The sequence below is a fragment of the Paenibacillus pasadenensis genome (assembly GCF_002864175.1).
Lineage (GTDB): Bacteria > Bacillota > Bacilli > Paenibacillales > Paenibacillaceae > Paenibacillus_O > Paenibacillus_O pasadenensis.
This window is the reverse complement of sequence record NZ_NFEZ01000004.1, coordinates 2,847,984-2,864,278: the sequence shown is the minus strand read 5'-3', so window position 1 is coordinate 2,864,278 and position 16,295 is coordinate 2,847,984. Positions and strand designations below refer to the sequence as shown.

The window sequence follows — 16,295 nt, the reverse complement described above, 5'->3', positions numbered from 1 at the left end:
GCTCGTCTACAGCATCAGGAAGGCATATCCAATAAAAGGAGCACGGAAATGGAACACAAGTTTGAGCTGGAGGCGGCATGGGCCGGCGGCCGAGGCGGATCGGGCACGATCGCGAGCGGCGCGCTGCAGACGGCGGTCTCCATCCCGGCCGGCATGGACGGGCCAGGCGTCGGCACGAATCCCGACGAGCTGCTGCTCGGCGCGGCGGCGTCCTGCTACGTCATCTCGCTGGCGGCGATGCTCGAGCGGTCCGGCATCCCAGCGGCGCGGCTGTCGCTGCGCTCGACGGCACTCGTCGATACCGATGACGCCGGCCAGCCGACGTACCGCTCGATCGAGCATCGGCCGCTCATCGAGCTGGAGGCGGGAGCGGACGAGGCGGCGGCGGATCGCGCCCGCCGCATCGCCCTCAAGGCGGAGCTGTCGTGCATGATCACGCGCGCGCTCGCCGGCAACGTGCGCGTGGAGGCGCGGCCTGAGGTGCGGCTGCTTGCGGACGGAGGTGGCGGCGCGTGAAAAAGCCGGGCACGCATCCGAAGGGCAACGGCAAGCCGCCGGAAATCATCGGCCGCGACGAGGAGAAGGATTATGTGGTGCGGCGGCAGTTCATGTTCCGCCTCAACCTGTTCTTTTTCGCGGCGTTCGTCATGTTCGGCATCCTCATCGTGCGGCTGGCGGTGCTGCAGTTCATCGACGGGCCGGAGCTGAAGCTGCTGCGCGAGGATCAAGGCACGCGCGACGTCTCGATTCCGCCGTTCCGCGGCAACATCCTCGACTCCGACAAAAAGCCGATCGCCTACTCGACGTCGACGCAGACGCTCACCTACACGCTGCAGGCGGAGAGGAACAAGCAGATCGCGATCGACATGAGCGTCAAGCTGTCCGAGGTGTTCAAGAAGTACAACGACGACCCCGACGCGCAGATGACGCCGGAGGAGATCCAGAAGAACATGGATCTGGACTTCCGTACGAACACGATCTCCGTGCCGCGGCGCATCCGCTCCGACCTGTCCAACCGCGAGATCGCCTACATCACGGAGAACAAGGAGCAGTTCGTCGGCGTCGACATCGTCGAGGAGAGCGTCCGCAACTACAGCGAGGACCGCGTCGCCGCCCAGCTGGTCGGCTACCTCAAGAAATACAAGTCGGCCGGCGACCTGACGAAGTACAAGGAGATCAAGGAGAAGAACGATCCCGCCAACAAGTACTTGCAGGAGGAGACGGTCGGCTTCGACGGCCTCGAGTACATGTACCAGGAGCAGCTGCGCGGCATCAACGGGCTCAAGACGTATCCCGTCGACCGCACGAACAAGGTGACGGGAGTTCCCGTCGTGCAGCCGCCGCAGCGCGGCAACGACCTCGTCCTCAGCATCAACCGCAAGGTGCAGCTGACGGCGCAGCAGGCGATCACCGACCAGCTCGACGTGCTGAAGCATGCGACGAGCAAGCCGCTCAACGCCGGCAACGACGCGCGCATGGGCTTCGCCGTGGCGATGGAGGTCGACACCGGCAAGGTCGTGGCGATGGCGAGCATGCCCGACTACGATACGAACATCTGGAAAGGCGGATCGGCTACGACGGAAAAGCTCAAGCCGGTCGAAAACTTCATTACGAACGGCACGATCCGCACCGTTTTCCCGAACTACCAGGATCCCAAGGAGCAGGCGAAGCATACGCCGTCGCTCGTGTATCTCGGCTCCACGCAAAAGCCGCTGTCGATCCTGATCGGGCTCAACGAGAAGCTGTTCACGGCACGCGAGAGCTACCATGATGTCGGTCGTTATGTTTTCGGCAGCAAAGGGAATGAAGTGACGATCAACAACGCCAGCAGCAAGCCGAATGGATACATCAACGCTAGTGAAGCCATCGCTAAATCTTCCAACGCCTTCATGTCCGCCATGGTCGGCGAGCGGCTGCTCAACAACTACGGAGGCCGCAAGGCGGTCGAGGTATGGGACGACTATATGAAGCAGTTCGGTCTCGGCGTGCTGACCGGCAGCGGCCTGCCGTACGAGCAGCCCGGCGTCGAGGACTACTTCCACGAGGCGGAGACGGCGAGCAACCAGTCCGCGCTCGTCCGCGCCTCGTTCGGCCAGATGGGCAAGTACACGACGCTGCAGCTCGCGCAGTACGCCTCGATGCTGGCCAACAAGGGCAAGCGGATGAAGCCGCTGTTCGTCAGCGAGATCCTCGATCCGAAGGGCGAGGTCATCGAGAAGGTGCAGCCGGAGGTGTTGAACAAGGTCAGCTTCCCGGACGCCTACTGGAACACGATCTACTCCGGCATGAGCAAGGTTTCCGTCCAGGGCTTCGAGGGCGTCTCCTACTCGTTCCTGCGGAAGACGGGCACGTCGCAGCAGCAGGTCGCGCGTGGCAAGCAAGTCGAGAACTCCGTGTTCATCGCCTTCGCGCCGGCCGACAAGCCGAAGCTGGCGATCGCCATCGTCATCCCCGAGGGCGGCTACGGCGGCTACGGAGCCGCTCCGGTCGCGCGCAAGATCTTCGACGCGTATGACGAGGCGGTCGGACTGTACGGCACGCCCAAGGGCAGCAAGGACTGATGGAGCAGCGCCGCTCCGAGCTGCGCTGCGAGCTGTGCGGCCGCGTCGTGCCGGCATTGACCGAGCATCATCTGACGCCGCGCGAGCAGGGCGGAGCGCTGCTGGACAAGGCGCGGCTCTGCCCGGCCTGCCATCGCCAGATCCACGCCCTGTATACGAATCGCGACCTCGTGCAGCTCGGCCTCACGAGCGTCGCGGCGCTGCGGGCCGATCCGGCGATCTCCGCTTATGTCCGCTACATCCGCAAGCAGCCGCCCGGCGCGCTGCCGGCGCTGCGCAAGTCCGCGCGGGTCCGGCGCCGCTGAGACGGACGCGCCGGGACCTCCCTGGCGCTCACGGCTCTGCCCGTCCGACGGGCAGAGCCTTTTTTGCTTGCGGCAATTTTTTTCTTTAAAAGTAAACCTTTTTGCTTTAACCTGCGTATATACGTGGTGGCTTGGCTGGAATGCATATGAAATGGAAAAGGTGATGGGAAATTGGAAGGGTCGATGAAGGTCGTGCTGTACCAGAAGCTGCCCGGCGGCAGTCTTCGCAAGATCGACGAGCGCAGCTGGTCGGCCGAAATGCTCGCCGCGCTGCATCATATCAACTATTTGACCGTCGGCGGAGAAGAGTTCGAGACGGTCGAAGGCAGGCTCAACGTCGATGAAGGCGTGATGGAGCTGCTGCTGATCTCGATCCCGAGCGGCTCCCGCTAGAGCCGGAGAAAGGAGACATCCATGAGCGAATCTACAAAACGCAACGACCCCTCGTCCGCGCCGAGGCAGCCGAAGGTGATGGCGACGACGCTCGGCCTCGTCCTGCTCGCCGGAAGCGCGGGCACGGCCGTCTCGGCCGCGGCTCCGACGGCCAGTCCGGCTGCGGGCGGCGGCTCGCCGAAGCTCGTCGAGTGGTCGAGCGACGAAGTGAAGGCCTATTACGATCCCGCGCAGGATTGGAACCTGCCGGAGCTGCAGCCGGAGGAAGAAGACGCTTCGGGCGAGGCAGGCAGCGGCGCAGGCGGCTCGTCCGGCGGCGGAGGCGGCACGACGGTCATCCATACCGGAGGCGGCTTCGGCTGGGACGACATGCTGCTGTACCATCTGATCTTCAACCGCGGAGGCGGCTACTCCTCGAGCGGCTGGGGCGCTTCGCGTCCGGCGTATCATCCTTCGACCGGCCAGCTGTACAAGCGGCCGACGTATGACAGCACGCGATTCCAGAACAAGCCGACGGTCGGCTCGTCCGTCCGCCCGAAGACTTCGTCGGGCAGCGGCACGATTACGCGCCGCTCGACCTCCTCGTCGAAAGGGAGCATCGGCGGCAACTCAAGCGGGTATTCCTCCAGCTCAAGCAAGTCAAGCGGATTTTCCGGATGACGGCGCCTGCGCTGGAAGCGGTCCGCCGCGAGCGGCTCGACCGAGCCGAAGCCACGGCGCGCTTGGCGGAGCTCGGCTTCGGCTGGGCCGATCTCGAAGAGGAGGAATATTGGCTCGATGAAGTCGTCGCCATGGATGCGGACGTCTACGAGCGGCTGGAACGGGCGGCCTCGTCGCTGTGGGCGATTTTCGACCGCACGGTCCGCTATATGCACGGACGCCGCGAGCTGTACGCGCTGACCGGCATTCCGCCGATCCTCTGGAACATGCTGGACGGCCTGGAGCTGCCTCCGCCAGGACAGATCAGCCGGTACGCGCGCTTCGACTTCGCCGTGAGCCTGGACGGCGGCATCAAGCTGCTGGAGCTCAACGCGGATACGCCGACCGGATACGCCGAAGCGGCAGCCGCTACTCCATGGCTCTGCCGGCAGGCCGGCCTGCGCTCGCCCAACGAGGCGATGGCGGAGCGGCTGGCGGCGGCCTGGGGCGCGGAGCGCCCGGACGCCGTCGCCTGCGCCGCCTACGGCTCCCATGCGGAGGATACCGGCACGGTCGATCTGCTCGCCCGGCATAGCGGGCTCGAGCTGCGCAAGCTCGATCTGCTCGACCTGTCGGTCGACGACGGCGTCGTGCTGGACGGGGACGGAGCGCCGATCCGGCGCCTGTTCGCCCTTTACCCGAAGGAGTGGATGGCGCTCGACGACGGAGGAGAAGCGCTCGCTTATGCGATCGAGACCGGCCGGCTGACGCTGTTCAATGCCCCTCATGCGATCCTGCTGCAATCCAAAGGACTGCAGGCGCTCGTCTGGGGACTGTATGAGCTCGGCATGCTGTACACCGATCCGGAACGCGAGGCGATCGAGAGCTATTTGCTGCCGACGTACACGAAGCCGCTGTTCGACGGCAGCTACGTCTCGAAGTCGATGTTCGGCCGCGAGGGCGGCTCGGTCAAGCTGTACGGCGAAGGCGGCGGGCTGGAGCTCGAGGACAAGGACGGCTTCGATACGAGCGTCTTTTTCCCGACTGTGTACCAGCGCCGCGCCGATCTGCCGGAGCTTGAGCTTGGCGGCTCCAGCTACCGCGTGCTGACGGGGCTGTTCATGCTCGGAGGCGAGCCGTGCGGCCTGCTTGGACGCGCCGGCGGCCTGATCACCGGCAATACGAGCCATTTTGTACCGATAGGAGTGAAAGCGAAATGAACGTTCCCCATAACCGGGCGGGAGCCGTCCGGCGCGCGCGCGGCCGCATCGCCGGCGTGCTCGGCGCGGCGCTGCTCGCGCTGGCGCTGGCGGGCTGCTCGACCGGCTCGAGCAGCGTCTTCGACACGAGCGGAGGCAGCTCCTCCGGGGCGTCTGCAGCCGGCCAAAGCGCCGCCGCCGACACGTCGGTCGTCCCTTGGGACTACCGGGTGGCGGAAGCCGAGGTCGGCGATCTGATCGGCGGAGACATGACGATCCTGCCGGACAATCAGCTGATGGCCAACGACAGCCAGTACGCGACCGGAGACAAGATCTTCACGCTGCAGTACATGACGGCCAACCTCAAGGAGAACAGCGAAGGCAAGGCGTCCGTCAGCCTGTCGGCATGGACGCCGATCAAGTCCTACCGCGCGAAGGCCGAAGCGGACGCAGATCTGGAGCGGCTCAAGCTGCGGCTCAAGACGAAGGTCGATCTGGTCGGCGTATACAAGACCGAGCTGGACGGCAAGAGCCGGCAGTTCGCGGTGCTCGAGCTGCCTTCCGGCCAGGTCGTCAAGCAGCCGATCGACGAGGACCGCTACGCGTCGCTGAAGTCCGCCAAGCAGGCGGACGTCATTCTGGAAGAAATCCACGACTTCAGCGAGTATGATCTCGCATACAGCAAATTCAGGGGGTGGGCCGCATCATAGTCGTCAATCTGCTCGTCAGCATCGTCGTCATCATCGCTCTTCAGCTCGTCGGAATGCTCATCTTCAGCTGGATCACGCCCTACAAGGACCTCGAGGAGCTGAAGCGGGGGAACGTCGCCGCCGGACTCGCGATGGGCGGCAAGTTCCTCGGCACGGCAATCCTGCTCGGCGTCGCTTCCTACACGAACCATTCGATCTGGTACTTGATGCTCTGGTTCGCGGTCGGCTACGTCTGCCTCGTGCTCGCCTATCTCGTCTTCGAGCTGGCGACGCCGAGCTTCAAGGTGTCGGAGGAGCTCCAGAAAGGCAACGTGGCGGTCGGCATCCTGCTCGCCGCCGTTTATATCGGAACCGGCTTCGCGGTCAGCAGCCTCATCATCTGACGCGCTCCTTCCGTCAAGGGCCCGGCCCGCATTCCTCGCGAATGCGGGCTTCTTGCGCGTTGTGCTATACTGGTTAAGATTTTGCAAAGCCGCTAGAGAAAGAAGGAATTCACGATGAAACGTCCCTTGTCCTTCGGGCAAAGGCAGGAAGGCAGGAGCCTGTTCGGCGGGCTGTACCTGCTGCTGCTGCTGAAGCTGCAATGGATGCGCATGGAGCTGTTCGGCGGCATCGAGCCGCTCGCGCTCGCGGCGGACGCGCTGTCGCTGCTGGCGCTGCTCGGCCTGCTCGAGCTGGCGACGCCGAGACGGGGCAAAGGTCCGGCCTATTGGGCATTCAATCTGGTCTTCTCCGGGCTGCTGTTCGCGGTGACGCTTTATTTCAAAAACTTCGGCACGGTCGCGACGTACACGGCGCTCGGCAATCTGGGCCAGGTGCTGGGCGTGCGGGAGAGCGTAGAGGGCACGATCCGGCCGCTGGACTATGTCTACTTCGCCGATCTGGCCGTCATCGCGGCCGTATGGGCGCTGCGCCGCAGGAGAGGCAGCGCGCCGCGAGGCAGGCGCAGCCTGTTCAAGCCGCTGGCGGCGGCGCTGTGCCTGGCCGGGGCGGCAGGCTCGCTGTGGTTCGTCCGCGAGGCGGAGGCGACCAAGAGCGAGCTGGCCCAGGCGGAGAGCGTCGGGCTGTTCAACTATCAGATCGTGAGCGCTCTCAAGTCCTACGAGGAGGAGAAGGAGATCGCCTCCGGCAACATCGCCGAGACGATTGAAGCGGCCAAGGCGCTGCAGGCCTCCTACCCGTATGGAGGCGCCGGCGGCAACGGCGGGGCAACGCCGCAAGCCTTCGGCGCGATGCGGGACATGAACCTGATCGTCGTCCAGCTGGAGGCGCTGCAGAACTTTCCGATCCGGCTGAAGCTCGGGGAGCAGGAAGTGACGCCGGTGCTGAACCGGCTGGCGGACGAGGGGTGGTACGCTCCGCATTTCTTCCAGCAGATCGGCCAGGGCAATACGTCCGACGCCGAATTCATCGCCAATACGTCGATCTATCCGACCGGCACGATCGCGATGAGCACGGGCTACGGCAACCGGAAGCTGCCGAGCCTGCCGAGGCTGCTGCAGGAGCGGGGCTACCGCGCGTATACGTTCCACATCAACAACGTCGGCTTTTGGGACCGCAATAAGCTGTATCCGGCGCTCGGCTTCGACAAGTATTACGACAAGCCCTATTTCCATAACGATCATTTCAACAGCTTCGGCGCTTCCGACGAGGAGCTGTACCGGACGGCGGTCGACGAGCTGGCGAAGACGGCGGCGCAAGGCGGCAAGTTCTACGCGCATCTGATCACGACGTCCAACCATTCTCCGTTCCGCATTCCGGAGGACAAGCAGACGCTGACGCTGCCGGACGGGCTGCGGGGGACGGTCGTCGGCGACTACCTGCAGTCGGTGCATTATACGGACTGGGCGGTCGGCCGCCTGATCGACGGGCTGAAGGAGAAGGGGCTGTGGGACCGGACGGCGCTCGTGCTGTACGGGGATCATTTCGGCCTGCAGCCGCAGGACGCGGACCCGGAGCTGATTCGCAAGCAGCTTGGCATCGACTACGACAAGCGGGTCAGCCGCCTCAACATTCCGCTCGTCATCCGCTATCCGGGCCAGCAGCCGCGGACGATCGAACGCACCGGCGGCCAGATGGACCTGCTGCCGACGATCGCCAATCTGCTCGGCATCCGTCCGGAGGATGGAGGCGTGCTGCCGTTCGGCCGCGATCTGCTCAATACGGAGCGGAACGTGATCGGCATGAGGTACTATTTGCCGACGGGCTCGTTCCTGAATGACGACATCCTGTTCGTGCCGGGCAAAGGCTTCGAGGACGGAGAAGCGATCCGGCTCGATACGCTGCAGCCGGTGGCGGACTTCTCCGCGTACCGGGACGACTACGAGTACATGCTCAAGCTGATGGCGCTGTCCGACCAATACGTGAAGCTGCTGCCGAAACGATGACCGATAAGGAGAGATGAAGCTCATGAACGAAAAAAAGACGTATCTGTTCGTCGGCTCGTACGCCAAGCCGGAAGGGCCTGGCGTCTATCTGTATCGCTGGAACGAGGAGGAGCTGGCGCTGGAGCCGCTCGCGGAGGCGGACGGCCTCCGCAATCCGACGTTCCTGAACGTCGACCCGGAAGGCGGCAAGCTGTACGCCATATCCGAGGGCGTGAACGAGGCGGGAGGCAAGAGCGGCACCGCCGTCTCCTACCGGTTCGACGCGGGAGAGGGGACGCTTGAGCGCATCGGCGAAGCGCCGACGACCGACGGGCCGACCTGCCATATCGAGCGCAGCTCCGACGGCCGGCGGCTGGTCGTCGTCAGCTATCACGGCGGCATGGCGGGCCTGATGGAGCTGGAGGAGGACGGAACGATCGGACGCCGCCTCGATCAGCCGCAGCATGAGGGCAGCAGCGTCGACCCGGAGCGCCAGGACCGCCCGCATCCGCACTCGACCCGCTTCAGCCCGGACGGCCGCTGGGCGTTCGTGCAGGATCTCGGCCTTGATCTCATCCGCACGTACCGGCTCGAGGACGATCGGATGGTTCCGGTCCGGGACAACCGGATCCATCCCGGAGCCGGTCCGCGCCATCTGGCCTTCCATCCGGAGGGCCGCTTCGCTTATGTCATCAACGAAGTCGATTCGACCGTCAGCGTGCTCGGCTACGAGCCGGAGACCGGCGAGCTCGCGGAGCTCGGCCATGTGCCGACGCTTCCGGACGGCTGGCAAGGGGACAATACCTGCGCCGAAGTCGCCGTCTCCGCGGACGGGCGGTTCGTCTACGGCTCCAACCGCGGCCATGACAGCCTTGTCGTGTTTGCCGCCCGCAACGGCGGCCGCATGCTGGAGCCGATCCAGCATATTTCCGTCGAGGGCCGGCATCCGCGCCATTTCGCGCTGCTCCCGGGCGGACGGTGGCTGCTGGCGGCCAACAAGGATACGGACGGCATCTCGATCTTCTCCGTCGATGCCGAGAGCGGCAAGCTGGCCTATACCGGCAAGAAGCATGCCGTTTCGCAGCCGGTCTGCATTCAGCCGTTTCAAGCTTGACGCCGCGCGATTAAGTATCCTTTATAAGCATCGGGGCCATGCTGGTTCCGGTGGGGATACTTTTTCGAAAGGGTGATTGCCATGCATGCAGACAAGCTTCTCGAAGGAAAGGTCGCCATCGTCACCGGCGGCGGCTCCGGCATCGGCCGGGCGTCCGCGCTGGATATGGCGCGCCGCGGCGCGAAGGTCGGCTTCCTCGACCGGACGCCGGAGGAGGCGGAGAAGGTCAAGGCGGAAATCGAGCGCGAGGGCGGGGAAGCCTGGGTCGCGGCGACGGATGTCAGCGACGCCAAGGCGGTCGAGCAGGGCATCAACGAGATCGTCGAGCGCTTCGGCCGGCTCGATATCGTCTTCGCCAATGCCGGCATCAACGGCGTCTGGACGACGCTGGAGGACATGGAGGTCGAGGACTGGGACCAGACGCTCGGCATCAACCTGCGCGGCACCTTTCTCACGCTCAAATATGCCGTTCCGCATCTCAAGAAGCAGGCCGGCGGCAGCATCATCATCACGAGCTCGATCAACGGCAACCGGATCTTCAACAACACGGGCGCGACCGCGTACAGCGCGTCCAAGGCCGGCCAAGTCGCGCTCATGAAGATGGCCGCGCTGGAGCTGGCTCCGCATCGGATCCGCGTCAACGCCGTCTGTCCGGGCGCGATCGAGACGAACATCGACGACAACACGGAACGGACGGAGGAAGCCGAGCAGGCCAAGATACCGGTCGAATATCCGGAGGGCTCGCATCCGCTGGCGGGCAAGCCCGGCAAGGCGGCCCAAGTCGCCGATCTCGTCACCTACCTAGCCTCCGATCTGGCCTCGCATGTGACGGGCACCGACATCTACATCGACGGAGCGGAATCGCTGCTGTAGCCGCTGCGCGCATCGACAACAAGCCGCCCCGCCATTCCACGGAATGGCGGGGCGGCTTGTTTGGCTAGGCGGTACTCGCGGGGGGATTCGTCGTCAGCCGCTGCAGCGTTCAGCCGGCGTCCGGCTCGCGGCGGAAACGGGCGATCCAGAGGCCGGGGGCCGGCTCGAAGCGTCCGTCGGGCCGGAAGCCGGAGGACAGATAAAGAGCGACGGCCGGGACGTTGGCCTCGCCCGTCGAGACGTGGATCGTCGCTCCGGCGTGCCGCGCGAGCGCCTCCTGCAGCAGGAAGCGGCCGATGCCGCGCCGGAAAAAGTCCGGATGCACGACGAGGCGCGATATCGTCCGGCTGCCGTCCTGCTCGGTCTCGACGGCGATGGCGCCGGCCAATCGGCCGTCGAGCGCGCAGCCGTAAAATTCGGCCGGACATTCGAGCAGCTCCTCATGGCTCTCGTCGATGCCGGGGATGGCGTCGAAGCCGATCCGTTTGGCTTCCTCCCGATACGCCTTGGTCTGCAGCTCTCGCAGCTCCTGCGAGGCGGCCGGATCGGTCACGTCGATCACATGCAGGGACAAATTCATGTTCATTCGATCTCCCATATTGTCAATTTTTCGGCTGCTGGCGCGCCCGCTCGCGAAAGCGGCGCACCTTGAGCAGATTGCCGCAGGCTTTGTCGTCGCAGTAGCGCTTCGAGCGGTTTTTCGTCTCGTCGTAATAGATCCACTTGCAGTCCGGATTGTCGCATACGCGCAGCCTCTCCGCTCCGCCGGCCGCGAGCATGTCGGCGTATGCCGCCGCCACGCGGCAGCGGACCGCCTGCCAGTCCGAAGCGAGCGGGCGGCGCTCCAGGCGGAAGCCGACCTCCCCGAGCGGCCGCTCGCTCGCTTCGAGCTCCAGCTCCAAGTGGAAAGGAGCTGCGCGCAGCGCCGCCTGGAGCGGCTCCAGCGCGGACGCTGCCAGCGGCAGCGACTCCCGACGGGCGTCTACGATCGCGAAGGTCAGGCGGCGCAGCTCGTCCCGCAGCCGCCGCAGCTCGGACAGCTCGGCCGGGGAAGGCTCGGGCGCCTGCGCATCGTCCGAACCGTGCTTAGCCCAGAATCGTTGCCTCCAAGCAGCGTGCTCGAGACGGTCCTCGCTGGCTCCGCTGCCTCTCCAGTCATGCCATAGGCTGTTCAAAAAATCTTCCCAGATCATGCGACTTCCTTTCCTGCTGCCAGTGGTAACGATCTAAAATGAAAAAGAAGGTTACAAATAGGTCGATCCCGGGTATAGTAAGAGCAGCAAAAGGTAACGAGTCAACTTCCATTTCATCGTTACCGTCTTCTTCGCCATTATAGCGTCGCCAAGGAAGGGAGACAAGAACCATGAGCTCGAACCGGGAAAAGACGAATCTGTTGGAAAAAGCCTGGGAGTTTGCTTACAGCAAGGAGGACTGGTCGCCGCCGCTGCAGACGGCGCTCGAAGGCGTGACGGAGGAGCAGGCGGATTGGCGTCCGCAAGGAGCCGCGGCCAACACGATCCGCGAGACGGTCCATCACCTGATTTTCTATAAGAAGGCTTTCCTGCGGGCTTGGCGCGGAGAGAGCGACACGGCCGCGGACGGCGTGACCAACACGGACACGTTCCATGCGGCGGGGATTGGCGCGGAGGAGGCGTCATGGGAGGAAACGCGGCGCAGGCTGGGGCAGGCGCATGCGGCCATCGGGGCGATCGTCCGCGAGTGGGAGGATGACAGCCTGTACGAGAAGCGGATCGGCAAGGGCTCGGAGGCAGGGACCTGGGTGAACAGCCTGGCGGTCCACGATGCCTACCATGCGGGACAGATCATCCTCGTGCGCAAGCTGCAGGGCTCATGGGCGCCGACGCGTTCGTTCAGTTAGGGAGAAGATACGCAAAAAAGAGCACGAAAAGAGGCAAGGCCGGAGTTTCCGGCTTCGCCTCTTTTGGCATGGGACGAGGAAGCGCGCGACAAGAGGGGGGATCGGCTTAAGCCCGGGCGCGGCGCGGCCGCGAGTTGGCGAGCCGCTCCAGGCGCGGCTCGGCGGAGGCGGCCTGCTCGGAAACGGCGAGCCGATCGCAGCCCAGGTAGGCGCGGAAGTCCGAGAAGGCGAGCGCCAGGCTGCGCTGGCTGTCGCGCGTCAGCCGCATGCCGGGCTCCGGCCACCATCCGAGCACAGCCCGTTCGCCGCCCGGCAGGCGGCCCGGCTCCATGCGGGCGACGAACGCCTCGCCCTGGAGCACCGGGAGCGTGTAATAGCCGAACTGGCGGATCGCGGCCGGCTTGTACACCTCCCAAATATAGGCGAAGTCGAACAGCTCGCGGATGAGGCGGCGGTCCCAAAGCACGTTGTCCAGAGGCGCGAGGAAGGAGGTGCGCGCCGGCTGCGAGGACCAGCGCTCGGCGGAGCCTGAATCGAGCCAGCGCTCCAGATCGTCCGTCCGCGCATAGTGGGGAGCGCTCAGTCCTTCCGTCTCCACCTCCACGAGCCGGCCTTGCTCCGCCAGCTCGCGGAAGAAACGCGTACGCTCGGCGGCCTTGAGAAAGTAGGTGCCGACCCAGGCGTCCGACATGCGCGGCGAGAGCAGGCCGACGCCTCCGACCCGCCTCAGCACCCGCCAGCGCGCGTAATCCTCGTCGGCGGGATGCGGGTCCGGGGCGTCCAGCAGCTCCTCGGGAAGAAGCTTCTCGGCCAGCTGGTAGACGCGCTGGTTGCGCTGCTTGCGGTCGATGACGAGCTCTCCCCATAAATACATGCTCTCCATCGTCGCCTTGGCCTGGCGGGCCGGAGACCAGGCCCAGTCGAGCTTGACGCCGCTCTCCAGCTCGCGCGAGAGCAGCGGTCCGCGAGCCTCCAGCGCCTCGCGCACGACGGGCACGAAAGCCGCGACCTCGGGAATGGAGCCGTAGCGGCTGCGGGCCCGCTCGCGCGTTCTCCGGAACGCCGGCCAGTCGGCTGTCGGATAGATGCTCATCACCTTGTCCATGCCGTCGACCAGCAGCCGGTCCGCGTACAGCAGCTCGTCGAGCTGCGACGGCTCGAAGCGCTCCACGCGGGCTTGCAGCACGAGCTCGGCATTGCGGCCGGCCGGATCGAGCGGATCGAACTGGATGCAGCCTGCCTGCCGGATGTAGTCCATGATGCCGGCCTTGCCGGCGTAGCGCCGCTCCGGTCCGAGGCCATGATAATCGAGCAGGAAGCGGCGGGCCTCCGTACGGGACAGCTTGAGCTTGCGATGGGCCATGCGGTCGACTCCTCCTCGAACGAATGTTCTATTCGTCCAGTATAGCGGATCCAGCGGGGCAAGGGAAGGGAGACGGCTCGGCGGCGAGCCGGAGCGCGCCGAATCCGGCAAGGCGAGCGAGCGCTCGACACGGAGCCTTCGCACGGCGCTTCCGTCGCGGCCAGGCTGCCGGCCCCGCGGAACGTTTCCTTCCATCCGTTGTCGACCGTTCAGACACTGTGTCAAAAGCGAATCGGCCGTTCTGTCTAATGAAAAGCGGACCGCCCCCGCTTACGATGGAACCATTCCGGCGAAAGCTTCACGGAAACGGAAGGGGGATGGGAGCTTTGGCGCAAAATGCTGCCCAGCAAGAAATCGTCGTCGACCGGGTCGGCATGGATTACGGCGGAGGCTCCGAGCCGGCGATCCGCGAGATCAGCCTCGGCATCCGCAAAGGCGAGTTCGTGAGCCTGCTCGGACCGTCCGGCTGCGGCAAGACGACGCTGCTGCGGATGATGGCGGACCTGCTGGAGCCGACGAGCGGCGGCGTCGGCATCGCCGGCGGCACGCCGCGGCAGGCGCGGCTGACCCGCAAGTTCGGCATCGTCTTCCAGACGCCGGCGCTGTACGAGTGGAGGACGGTGAGAGGGAATGTCGAGCTGCCGCTGGAGCTGGCCGGCATGCCGCGGGCGCGCCGCCGCGAGCGTGCCGAGGAGCTGCTGGAGCTGGTCGGGCTGGGAGCGTTCGCGGGCAAGCGTCCGCGCCAGCTGAGCGGCGGCATGCAGCAGCGCGTCTCGATCGCCCGGGCGCTGGCCGCGGATCCGCAAATTCTGCTCATGGACGAACCGTTCTCGGCGCTTGACGAGTTCACGCGCGAGCGGCTCGGCGAGGAGCTGCTCGGCCTGTGGAGCCGCACCGGCTGCACGGTCGTGTTCGTCACGCACAGCATCGCCGAGGCGGCGTTCCTGAGCGACCGGGTGTTCGTGCTGTCGGCGCGGCCGGGCCGTCTGTCCGCCGAGGTGGAGGTCGGCTTGCCGCGCCCGCGCGTCGGCTCGCTGCGCGCCGAGCCGGAGTTCCACCGGCTCACGTCGTCGATCCGCCAGCTGTTCGAGGAGGCGGAGCCGTGAGGGCGGGAGCGGCCGGAGGATGGAAGGACCTCGCGTTATGGGGAGCGGCGGCGCTGCTGCTGTGGGAGCTCGGCTCGTGGCTGCTGCTGGAGCGGCTGCAGGTGCCGCTCGCCCAGTCCAAGCTGCCCTATCCGCATCGGATCGCGGAGGCGCTGGCGAGAGACGGCGGCAAGCTGCTCGCCGAAGCGGCGGCGACGCTGGGCAGCGCCGCGAAAGGCTTTCTGGCGGGGGCGCTGGCCGGAGCGGCGCTCGCCCTGCTCATGGGAGCGTCGCGCACGGCCGAGCGGATCGCCGCTCCTTATGCGGTAGCGTCGCAGATGATCCCGATCCTCGGGCTGGCGCCGATCGTGTACGGCATCTTTCGGGATGAGGGCACGGCCCGGCTGCTGATCGCCGCCTACATCGCCTTTTTCCCGGTCGCGCTGCAAATGCTGCGCGGGCTGAAGTCGATCCGTCCCGAGGACCGCGAGCTGCAGCGCGTGCTGGCGGCCGGGCGCTGGTTCGCCTTTCGGACGCTGCTGCTGCCCGCCTCGCTGCCGGGGCTGTTCACGGGGCTGAAGACGGCGGCGCCGCTCGCCGTGACCGGCGCGATCCTCGTCGAGCTGATGGGCGCGCGGCATGGAATCGGCGTGCTCATGCTGCGGTATCTGTATTACGGTCCGTCGCATGCGTATCTGTTCTGGTGCACGGTGCTGCTCTCGGCCGCGCTCGGCCTGCTCGCCTACGGAGCGGTCGCGCTGCTGGAGCGGCTGCTGCTTCCGTGGCAGCGCAGCGGCCCGGCCGCCGCCGGAAAGGGGGCGGGCGCATGACGCCTGGAGCGGATATCGAGCCGAAGAGCGCGACCCGCAGCGGAGCGAGCGTGTCCGCGGCTGCGGCGGCGCTGGAGGCCGCGATCCCGGAGGCGCCGACGCCGTCCCGCCAGGCCCGGCCGCGAGCGAAAAGGCGGCTCGGCAGCCGGAGCGCCGCTTCCCGCCTGCCGGAGCTGCTGCTGCCGCTGGCGGCCGGGCTGGCCGTCCTCGCGCTGTGGCAGGCCGAGCTGTTCCACGCGCTGCTCGGCCTGCGCACGTACCAGCTGCCGCTGCCGTCGGCGATCGCGGCGGCGGCAGCCGCGAACGCGGAGCTGCTGCTCCGCTCCGCCGGCGTCACGCTGGCGGAAGCCTGGCTCGGGCTCGCCGCAGGCTCGCTGCTCGGCTGGCTGGCCGCAGCGGCGGCCGTCCTGCGGCCCGCGCTCGGCCGCGGCGCGCTGCTGCTCGCCGCCGCGCTCAGCGCGGTGCCGATCGTCGCGCTCGCGCCGCTGTTCAGCCTGTGGCTCGGCGACGGCATCGCCTCGCGGGCCGGCGTCGCCGCGGTCGCGAGCCTGGCGCCGATGGCGCTCGGCAGCTGGCGCGGGCTGACGTCGCCGAGCCCGGCGGAGCTTGACCTGATGCGCTCGCTCGGCGCTTCCAAGGCGGCGGAATTCCGCAAGCTGCGGCTGCCGTCGAGCCTGCCCTACACGCTGACCGCGCTCAAGATCAACGCGGCGGCGAGCTTGATCGCCGCGATCGTGAGCGAGTTCTTTTTCGCCTCACGGGGACTCGGCTACCTGCTGTCCAACTCGGTCAAGATCGCGCGCATGCCGCTCGGCTGGGCGTGCATCGCCGTCGCGGCGGCGGCCGGCATCGCCTCGTACGGGCTGCTGCAGCTGGCGGAGCGGCGGCTGCTGCACGGGCGGCCGGACGGCGCCGATTCCAAGCAAGCGCGCTAGCGACAGAGAGAACGGCCGTCCGCAGCCGGCAGCGGGCGGCACG

The 16,295-nt window shown here is 66.4% G+C and carries 18 protein-coding genes; 15 read left to right on the top strand and 3 right to left on the bottom strand.

What is annotated here, in order from left to right; all coding sequences use genetic code 11:
• The first annotated feature begins 48 nt into the window (after positions 1–48).
• The 11 genes from B8V81_RS21925 (at position 49) to B8V81_RS21875 (ending at position 10,160) form a co-directional block, all read left to right on the top strand.
• On the top strand, positions 49–516 hold the full coding sequence (locus B8V81_RS21925) for an SACOL1771 family peroxiredoxin (RefSeq protein ID WP_028597310.1): 468 nt from the start codon (positions 49–51) through the stop codon (positions 514–516).
• Entirely contained in the window at positions 513–2,561 is a 2,049-nt protein-coding gene (locus tag B8V81_RS21920; protein ID WP_240478917.1) for a peptidoglycan D,D-transpeptidase FtsI family protein, read from the top strand. Before B8V81_RS21925 ends, B8V81_RS21920 begins: the two co-directional genes overlap by 4 nt.
• On the top strand, positions 2,561–2,866 hold the full coding sequence (locus B8V81_RS21915; protein WP_101809175.1) for an HNH endonuclease: 306 nt from the start codon (positions 2,561–2,563) through the stop codon (positions 2,864–2,866). Before B8V81_RS21920 ends, B8V81_RS21915 begins: the two co-directional genes overlap by 1 nt.
• A 171-nt stretch (positions 2,867–3,037) precedes the next feature.
• A complete protein-coding gene (locus tag B8V81_RS21910; protein WP_028597308.1) occupies positions 3,038–3,259 on the top strand; it encodes a hypothetical protein in 222 nt (73 codons plus the stop codon).
• A 21-nt stretch (positions 3,260–3,280) separates the two neighbouring features.
• Positions 3,281–3,919 carry a hypothetical protein gene (locus B8V81_RS21905; RefSeq protein WP_101809174.1) on the top strand — a complete coding sequence of 213 codons (639 nt, stop codon included), beginning with the start codon at positions 3,281–3,283 and terminating at the stop codon, positions 3,917–3,919.
• A complete protein-coding gene (locus B8V81_RS21900; protein WP_101809173.1) occupies positions 3,916–5,118 on the top strand; it encodes a glutathionylspermidine synthase family protein in 1,203 nt (400 codons plus the stop codon). The genes B8V81_RS21905 and B8V81_RS21900 overlap by 4 nt, the downstream gene beginning before the upstream one ends.
• Positions 5,115–5,807, top strand: coding sequence for a hypothetical protein (locus B8V81_RS21895; RefSeq protein ID WP_101809172.1), 693 nt, complete (start codon positions 5,115–5,117; stop codon positions 5,805–5,807). The genes B8V81_RS21900 and B8V81_RS21895 overlap by 4 nt, the downstream gene beginning before the upstream one ends.
• Positions 5,801–6,190 (top strand): DUF350 domain-containing protein, encoded by a 390-nt coding sequence (locus B8V81_RS21890; RefSeq protein ID WP_101809481.1) that lies wholly within the window; start codon positions 5,801–5,803, stop codon positions 6,188–6,190. Before B8V81_RS21895 ends, B8V81_RS21890 begins: the two co-directional genes overlap by 7 nt.
• A gap of 114 nt (positions 6,191–6,304) precedes the next feature.
• Complete coding sequence (locus B8V81_RS21885) at positions 6,305–8,194, top strand: LTA synthase family protein (RefSeq protein ID WP_101809171.1); 1,890 nt, start codon at positions 6,305–6,307, stop codon at positions 8,192–8,194.
• 22 nt (positions 8,195–8,216) lie between these two features.
• On the top strand, positions 8,217–9,287 hold the full coding sequence (locus tag B8V81_RS21880; protein ID WP_228551517.1) for a lactonase family protein: 1,071 nt from the start codon (positions 8,217–8,219) through the stop codon (positions 9,285–9,287).
• An 81-nt stretch (positions 9,288–9,368) separates the two neighbouring features.
• Positions 9,369–10,160 carry an SDR family oxidoreductase gene (locus B8V81_RS21875; RefSeq protein ID WP_101809169.1) on the top strand — a complete coding sequence of 264 codons (792 nt, stop codon included), beginning with the start codon at positions 9,369–9,371 and terminating at the stop codon, positions 10,158–10,160.
• Positions 10,161–10,269: 109 nt separating this feature from the next.
• Here the strand turns inward: B8V81_RS21875 and B8V81_RS21870 are convergent, their stop codons facing one another.
• Both B8V81_RS21870 and B8V81_RS21865 read right to left on the bottom strand, forming a co-directional pair.
• Positions 10,270–10,740, bottom strand: coding sequence for a GNAT family N-acetyltransferase (locus B8V81_RS21870; RefSeq protein ID WP_180968506.1), 471 nt, complete (start codon positions 10,738–10,740; stop codon positions 10,270–10,272).
• A 22-nt stretch (positions 10,741–10,762) separates the two neighbouring features.
• Positions 10,763–11,353 (bottom strand): CGNR zinc finger domain-containing protein, encoded by a 591-nt coding sequence (locus B8V81_RS21865; RefSeq protein ID WP_101809167.1) that lies wholly within the window; start codon positions 11,351–11,353, stop codon positions 10,763–10,765.
• Between the two features lie 170 nt (positions 11,354–11,523).
• On the opposite strand from B8V81_RS21865, the gene B8V81_RS21860 reads away from it, so the two are divergent.
• Positions 11,524–12,039 carry a DinB family protein gene (locus B8V81_RS21860; protein WP_101809166.1) on the top strand — a complete coding sequence of 172 codons (516 nt, stop codon included), beginning with the start codon at positions 11,524–11,526 and terminating at the stop codon, positions 12,037–12,039.
• Positions 12,040–12,145: 106 nt separating this feature from the next.
• Here B8V81_RS21860 and B8V81_RS21855 read toward each other — a convergent pair whose 3' ends face one another.
• The gene (locus tag B8V81_RS21855) at positions 12,146–13,402 is read right to left on the bottom strand and encodes a DNA glycosylase AlkZ-like family protein (RefSeq protein ID WP_180968505.1); all 1,257 of its coding nucleotides are present in this window, start codon (positions 13,400–13,402) and stop codon (positions 12,146–12,148) included.
• A 317-nt stretch (positions 13,403–13,719) separates the two neighbouring features.
• Here B8V81_RS21855 and B8V81_RS21850 point away from each other — a divergent pair, with 317 nt between their 5' ends.
• From B8V81_RS21850 to B8V81_RS21840, 3 genes are read left to right on the top strand one after another with little or no spacing between them, the layout of a single operon-like run.
• On the top strand, positions 13,720–14,508 hold the full coding sequence (locus B8V81_RS21850) for an ABC transporter ATP-binding protein (protein ID WP_180968504.1): 789 nt from the start codon (positions 13,720–13,722) through the stop codon (positions 14,506–14,508).
• Positions 14,505–15,317, top strand: a complete 813-nt coding sequence (locus tag B8V81_RS21845; RefSeq protein WP_101809164.1) for an ABC transporter permease — start codon at positions 14,505–14,507, stop codon at positions 15,315–15,317. The genes B8V81_RS21850 and B8V81_RS21845 overlap by 4 nt, the downstream gene beginning before the upstream one ends.
• On the top strand, positions 15,314–16,252 hold the full coding sequence (locus B8V81_RS21840) for an ABC transporter permease (protein WP_101809163.1): 939 nt from the start codon (positions 15,314–15,316) through the stop codon (positions 16,250–16,252). The genes B8V81_RS21845 and B8V81_RS21840 overlap by 4 nt, the downstream gene beginning before the upstream one ends.
• Positions 16,253–16,295 lie beyond the last annotated feature (43 nt).

Excerpts from the sequence above, each read along its gene's own strand:
- B8V81_RS21925 (WP_028597310.1), top strand. The coding sequence starts at position 49 with ATGGAACACAAGTTTGAGCTGGAGGCGGCATGGGCCGGCGGCCGAGGC.
- B8V81_RS21850 (WP_180968504.1), top strand. The coding sequence starts at position 13,720 with ATGGGAGCTTTGGCGCAAAATGCTGCCCAGCAAGAAATCGTCGTCGAC.
- B8V81_RS21900 (WP_101809173.1), top strand. The coding sequence starts at position 3,916 with ATGACGGCGCCTGCGCTGGAAGCGGTCCGCCGCGAGCGGCTCGACCGA.
- B8V81_RS21905 (WP_101809174.1), top strand. The coding sequence starts at position 3,281 with ATGAGCGAATCTACAAAACGCAACGACCCCTCGTCCGCGCCGAGGCAG.
- B8V81_RS21880 (WP_228551517.1), top strand. The coding sequence starts at position 8,217 with ATGAACGAAAAAAAGACGTATCTGTTCGTCGGCTCGTACGCCAAGCCG.
- B8V81_RS21875 (WP_101809169.1), top strand. The coding sequence starts at position 9,369 with ATGCATGCAGACAAGCTTCTCGAAGGAAAGGTCGCCATCGTCACCGGC.
- B8V81_RS21870 (WP_180968506.1), bottom strand. The coding sequence starts at position 10,740 with ATGAATTTGTCCCTGCATGTGATCGACGTGACCGATCCGGCCGCCTCG.
- B8V81_RS21855 (WP_180968505.1), bottom strand. The coding sequence starts at position 13,402 with ATGGCCCATCGCAAGCTCAAGCTGTCCCGTACGGAGGCCCGCCGCTTC.
- B8V81_RS21865 (WP_101809167.1), bottom strand. The coding sequence starts at position 11,353 with ATGATCTGGGAAGATTTTTTGAACAGCCTATGGCATGACTGGAGAGGC.
- B8V81_RS21895 (WP_101809172.1), top strand. The coding sequence starts at position 5,115 with ATGAACGTTCCCCATAACCGGGCGGGAGCCGTCCGGCGCGCGCGCGGC.
- B8V81_RS21885 (WP_101809171.1), top strand. The coding sequence starts at position 6,305 with ATGAAACGTCCCTTGTCCTTCGGGCAAAGGCAGGAAGGCAGGAGCCTG.
- B8V81_RS21840 (WP_101809163.1), top strand. The coding sequence starts at position 15,314 with ATGACGCCTGGAGCGGATATCGAGCCGAAGAGCGCGACCCGCAGCGGA.
- B8V81_RS21860 (WP_101809166.1), top strand. The coding sequence starts at position 11,524 with ATGAGCTCGAACCGGGAAAAGACGAATCTGTTGGAAAAAGCCTGGGAG.
- B8V81_RS21915 (WP_101809175.1), top strand. The coding sequence starts at position 2,561 with ATGGAGCAGCGCCGCTCCGAGCTGCGCTGCGAGCTGTGCGGCCGCGTC.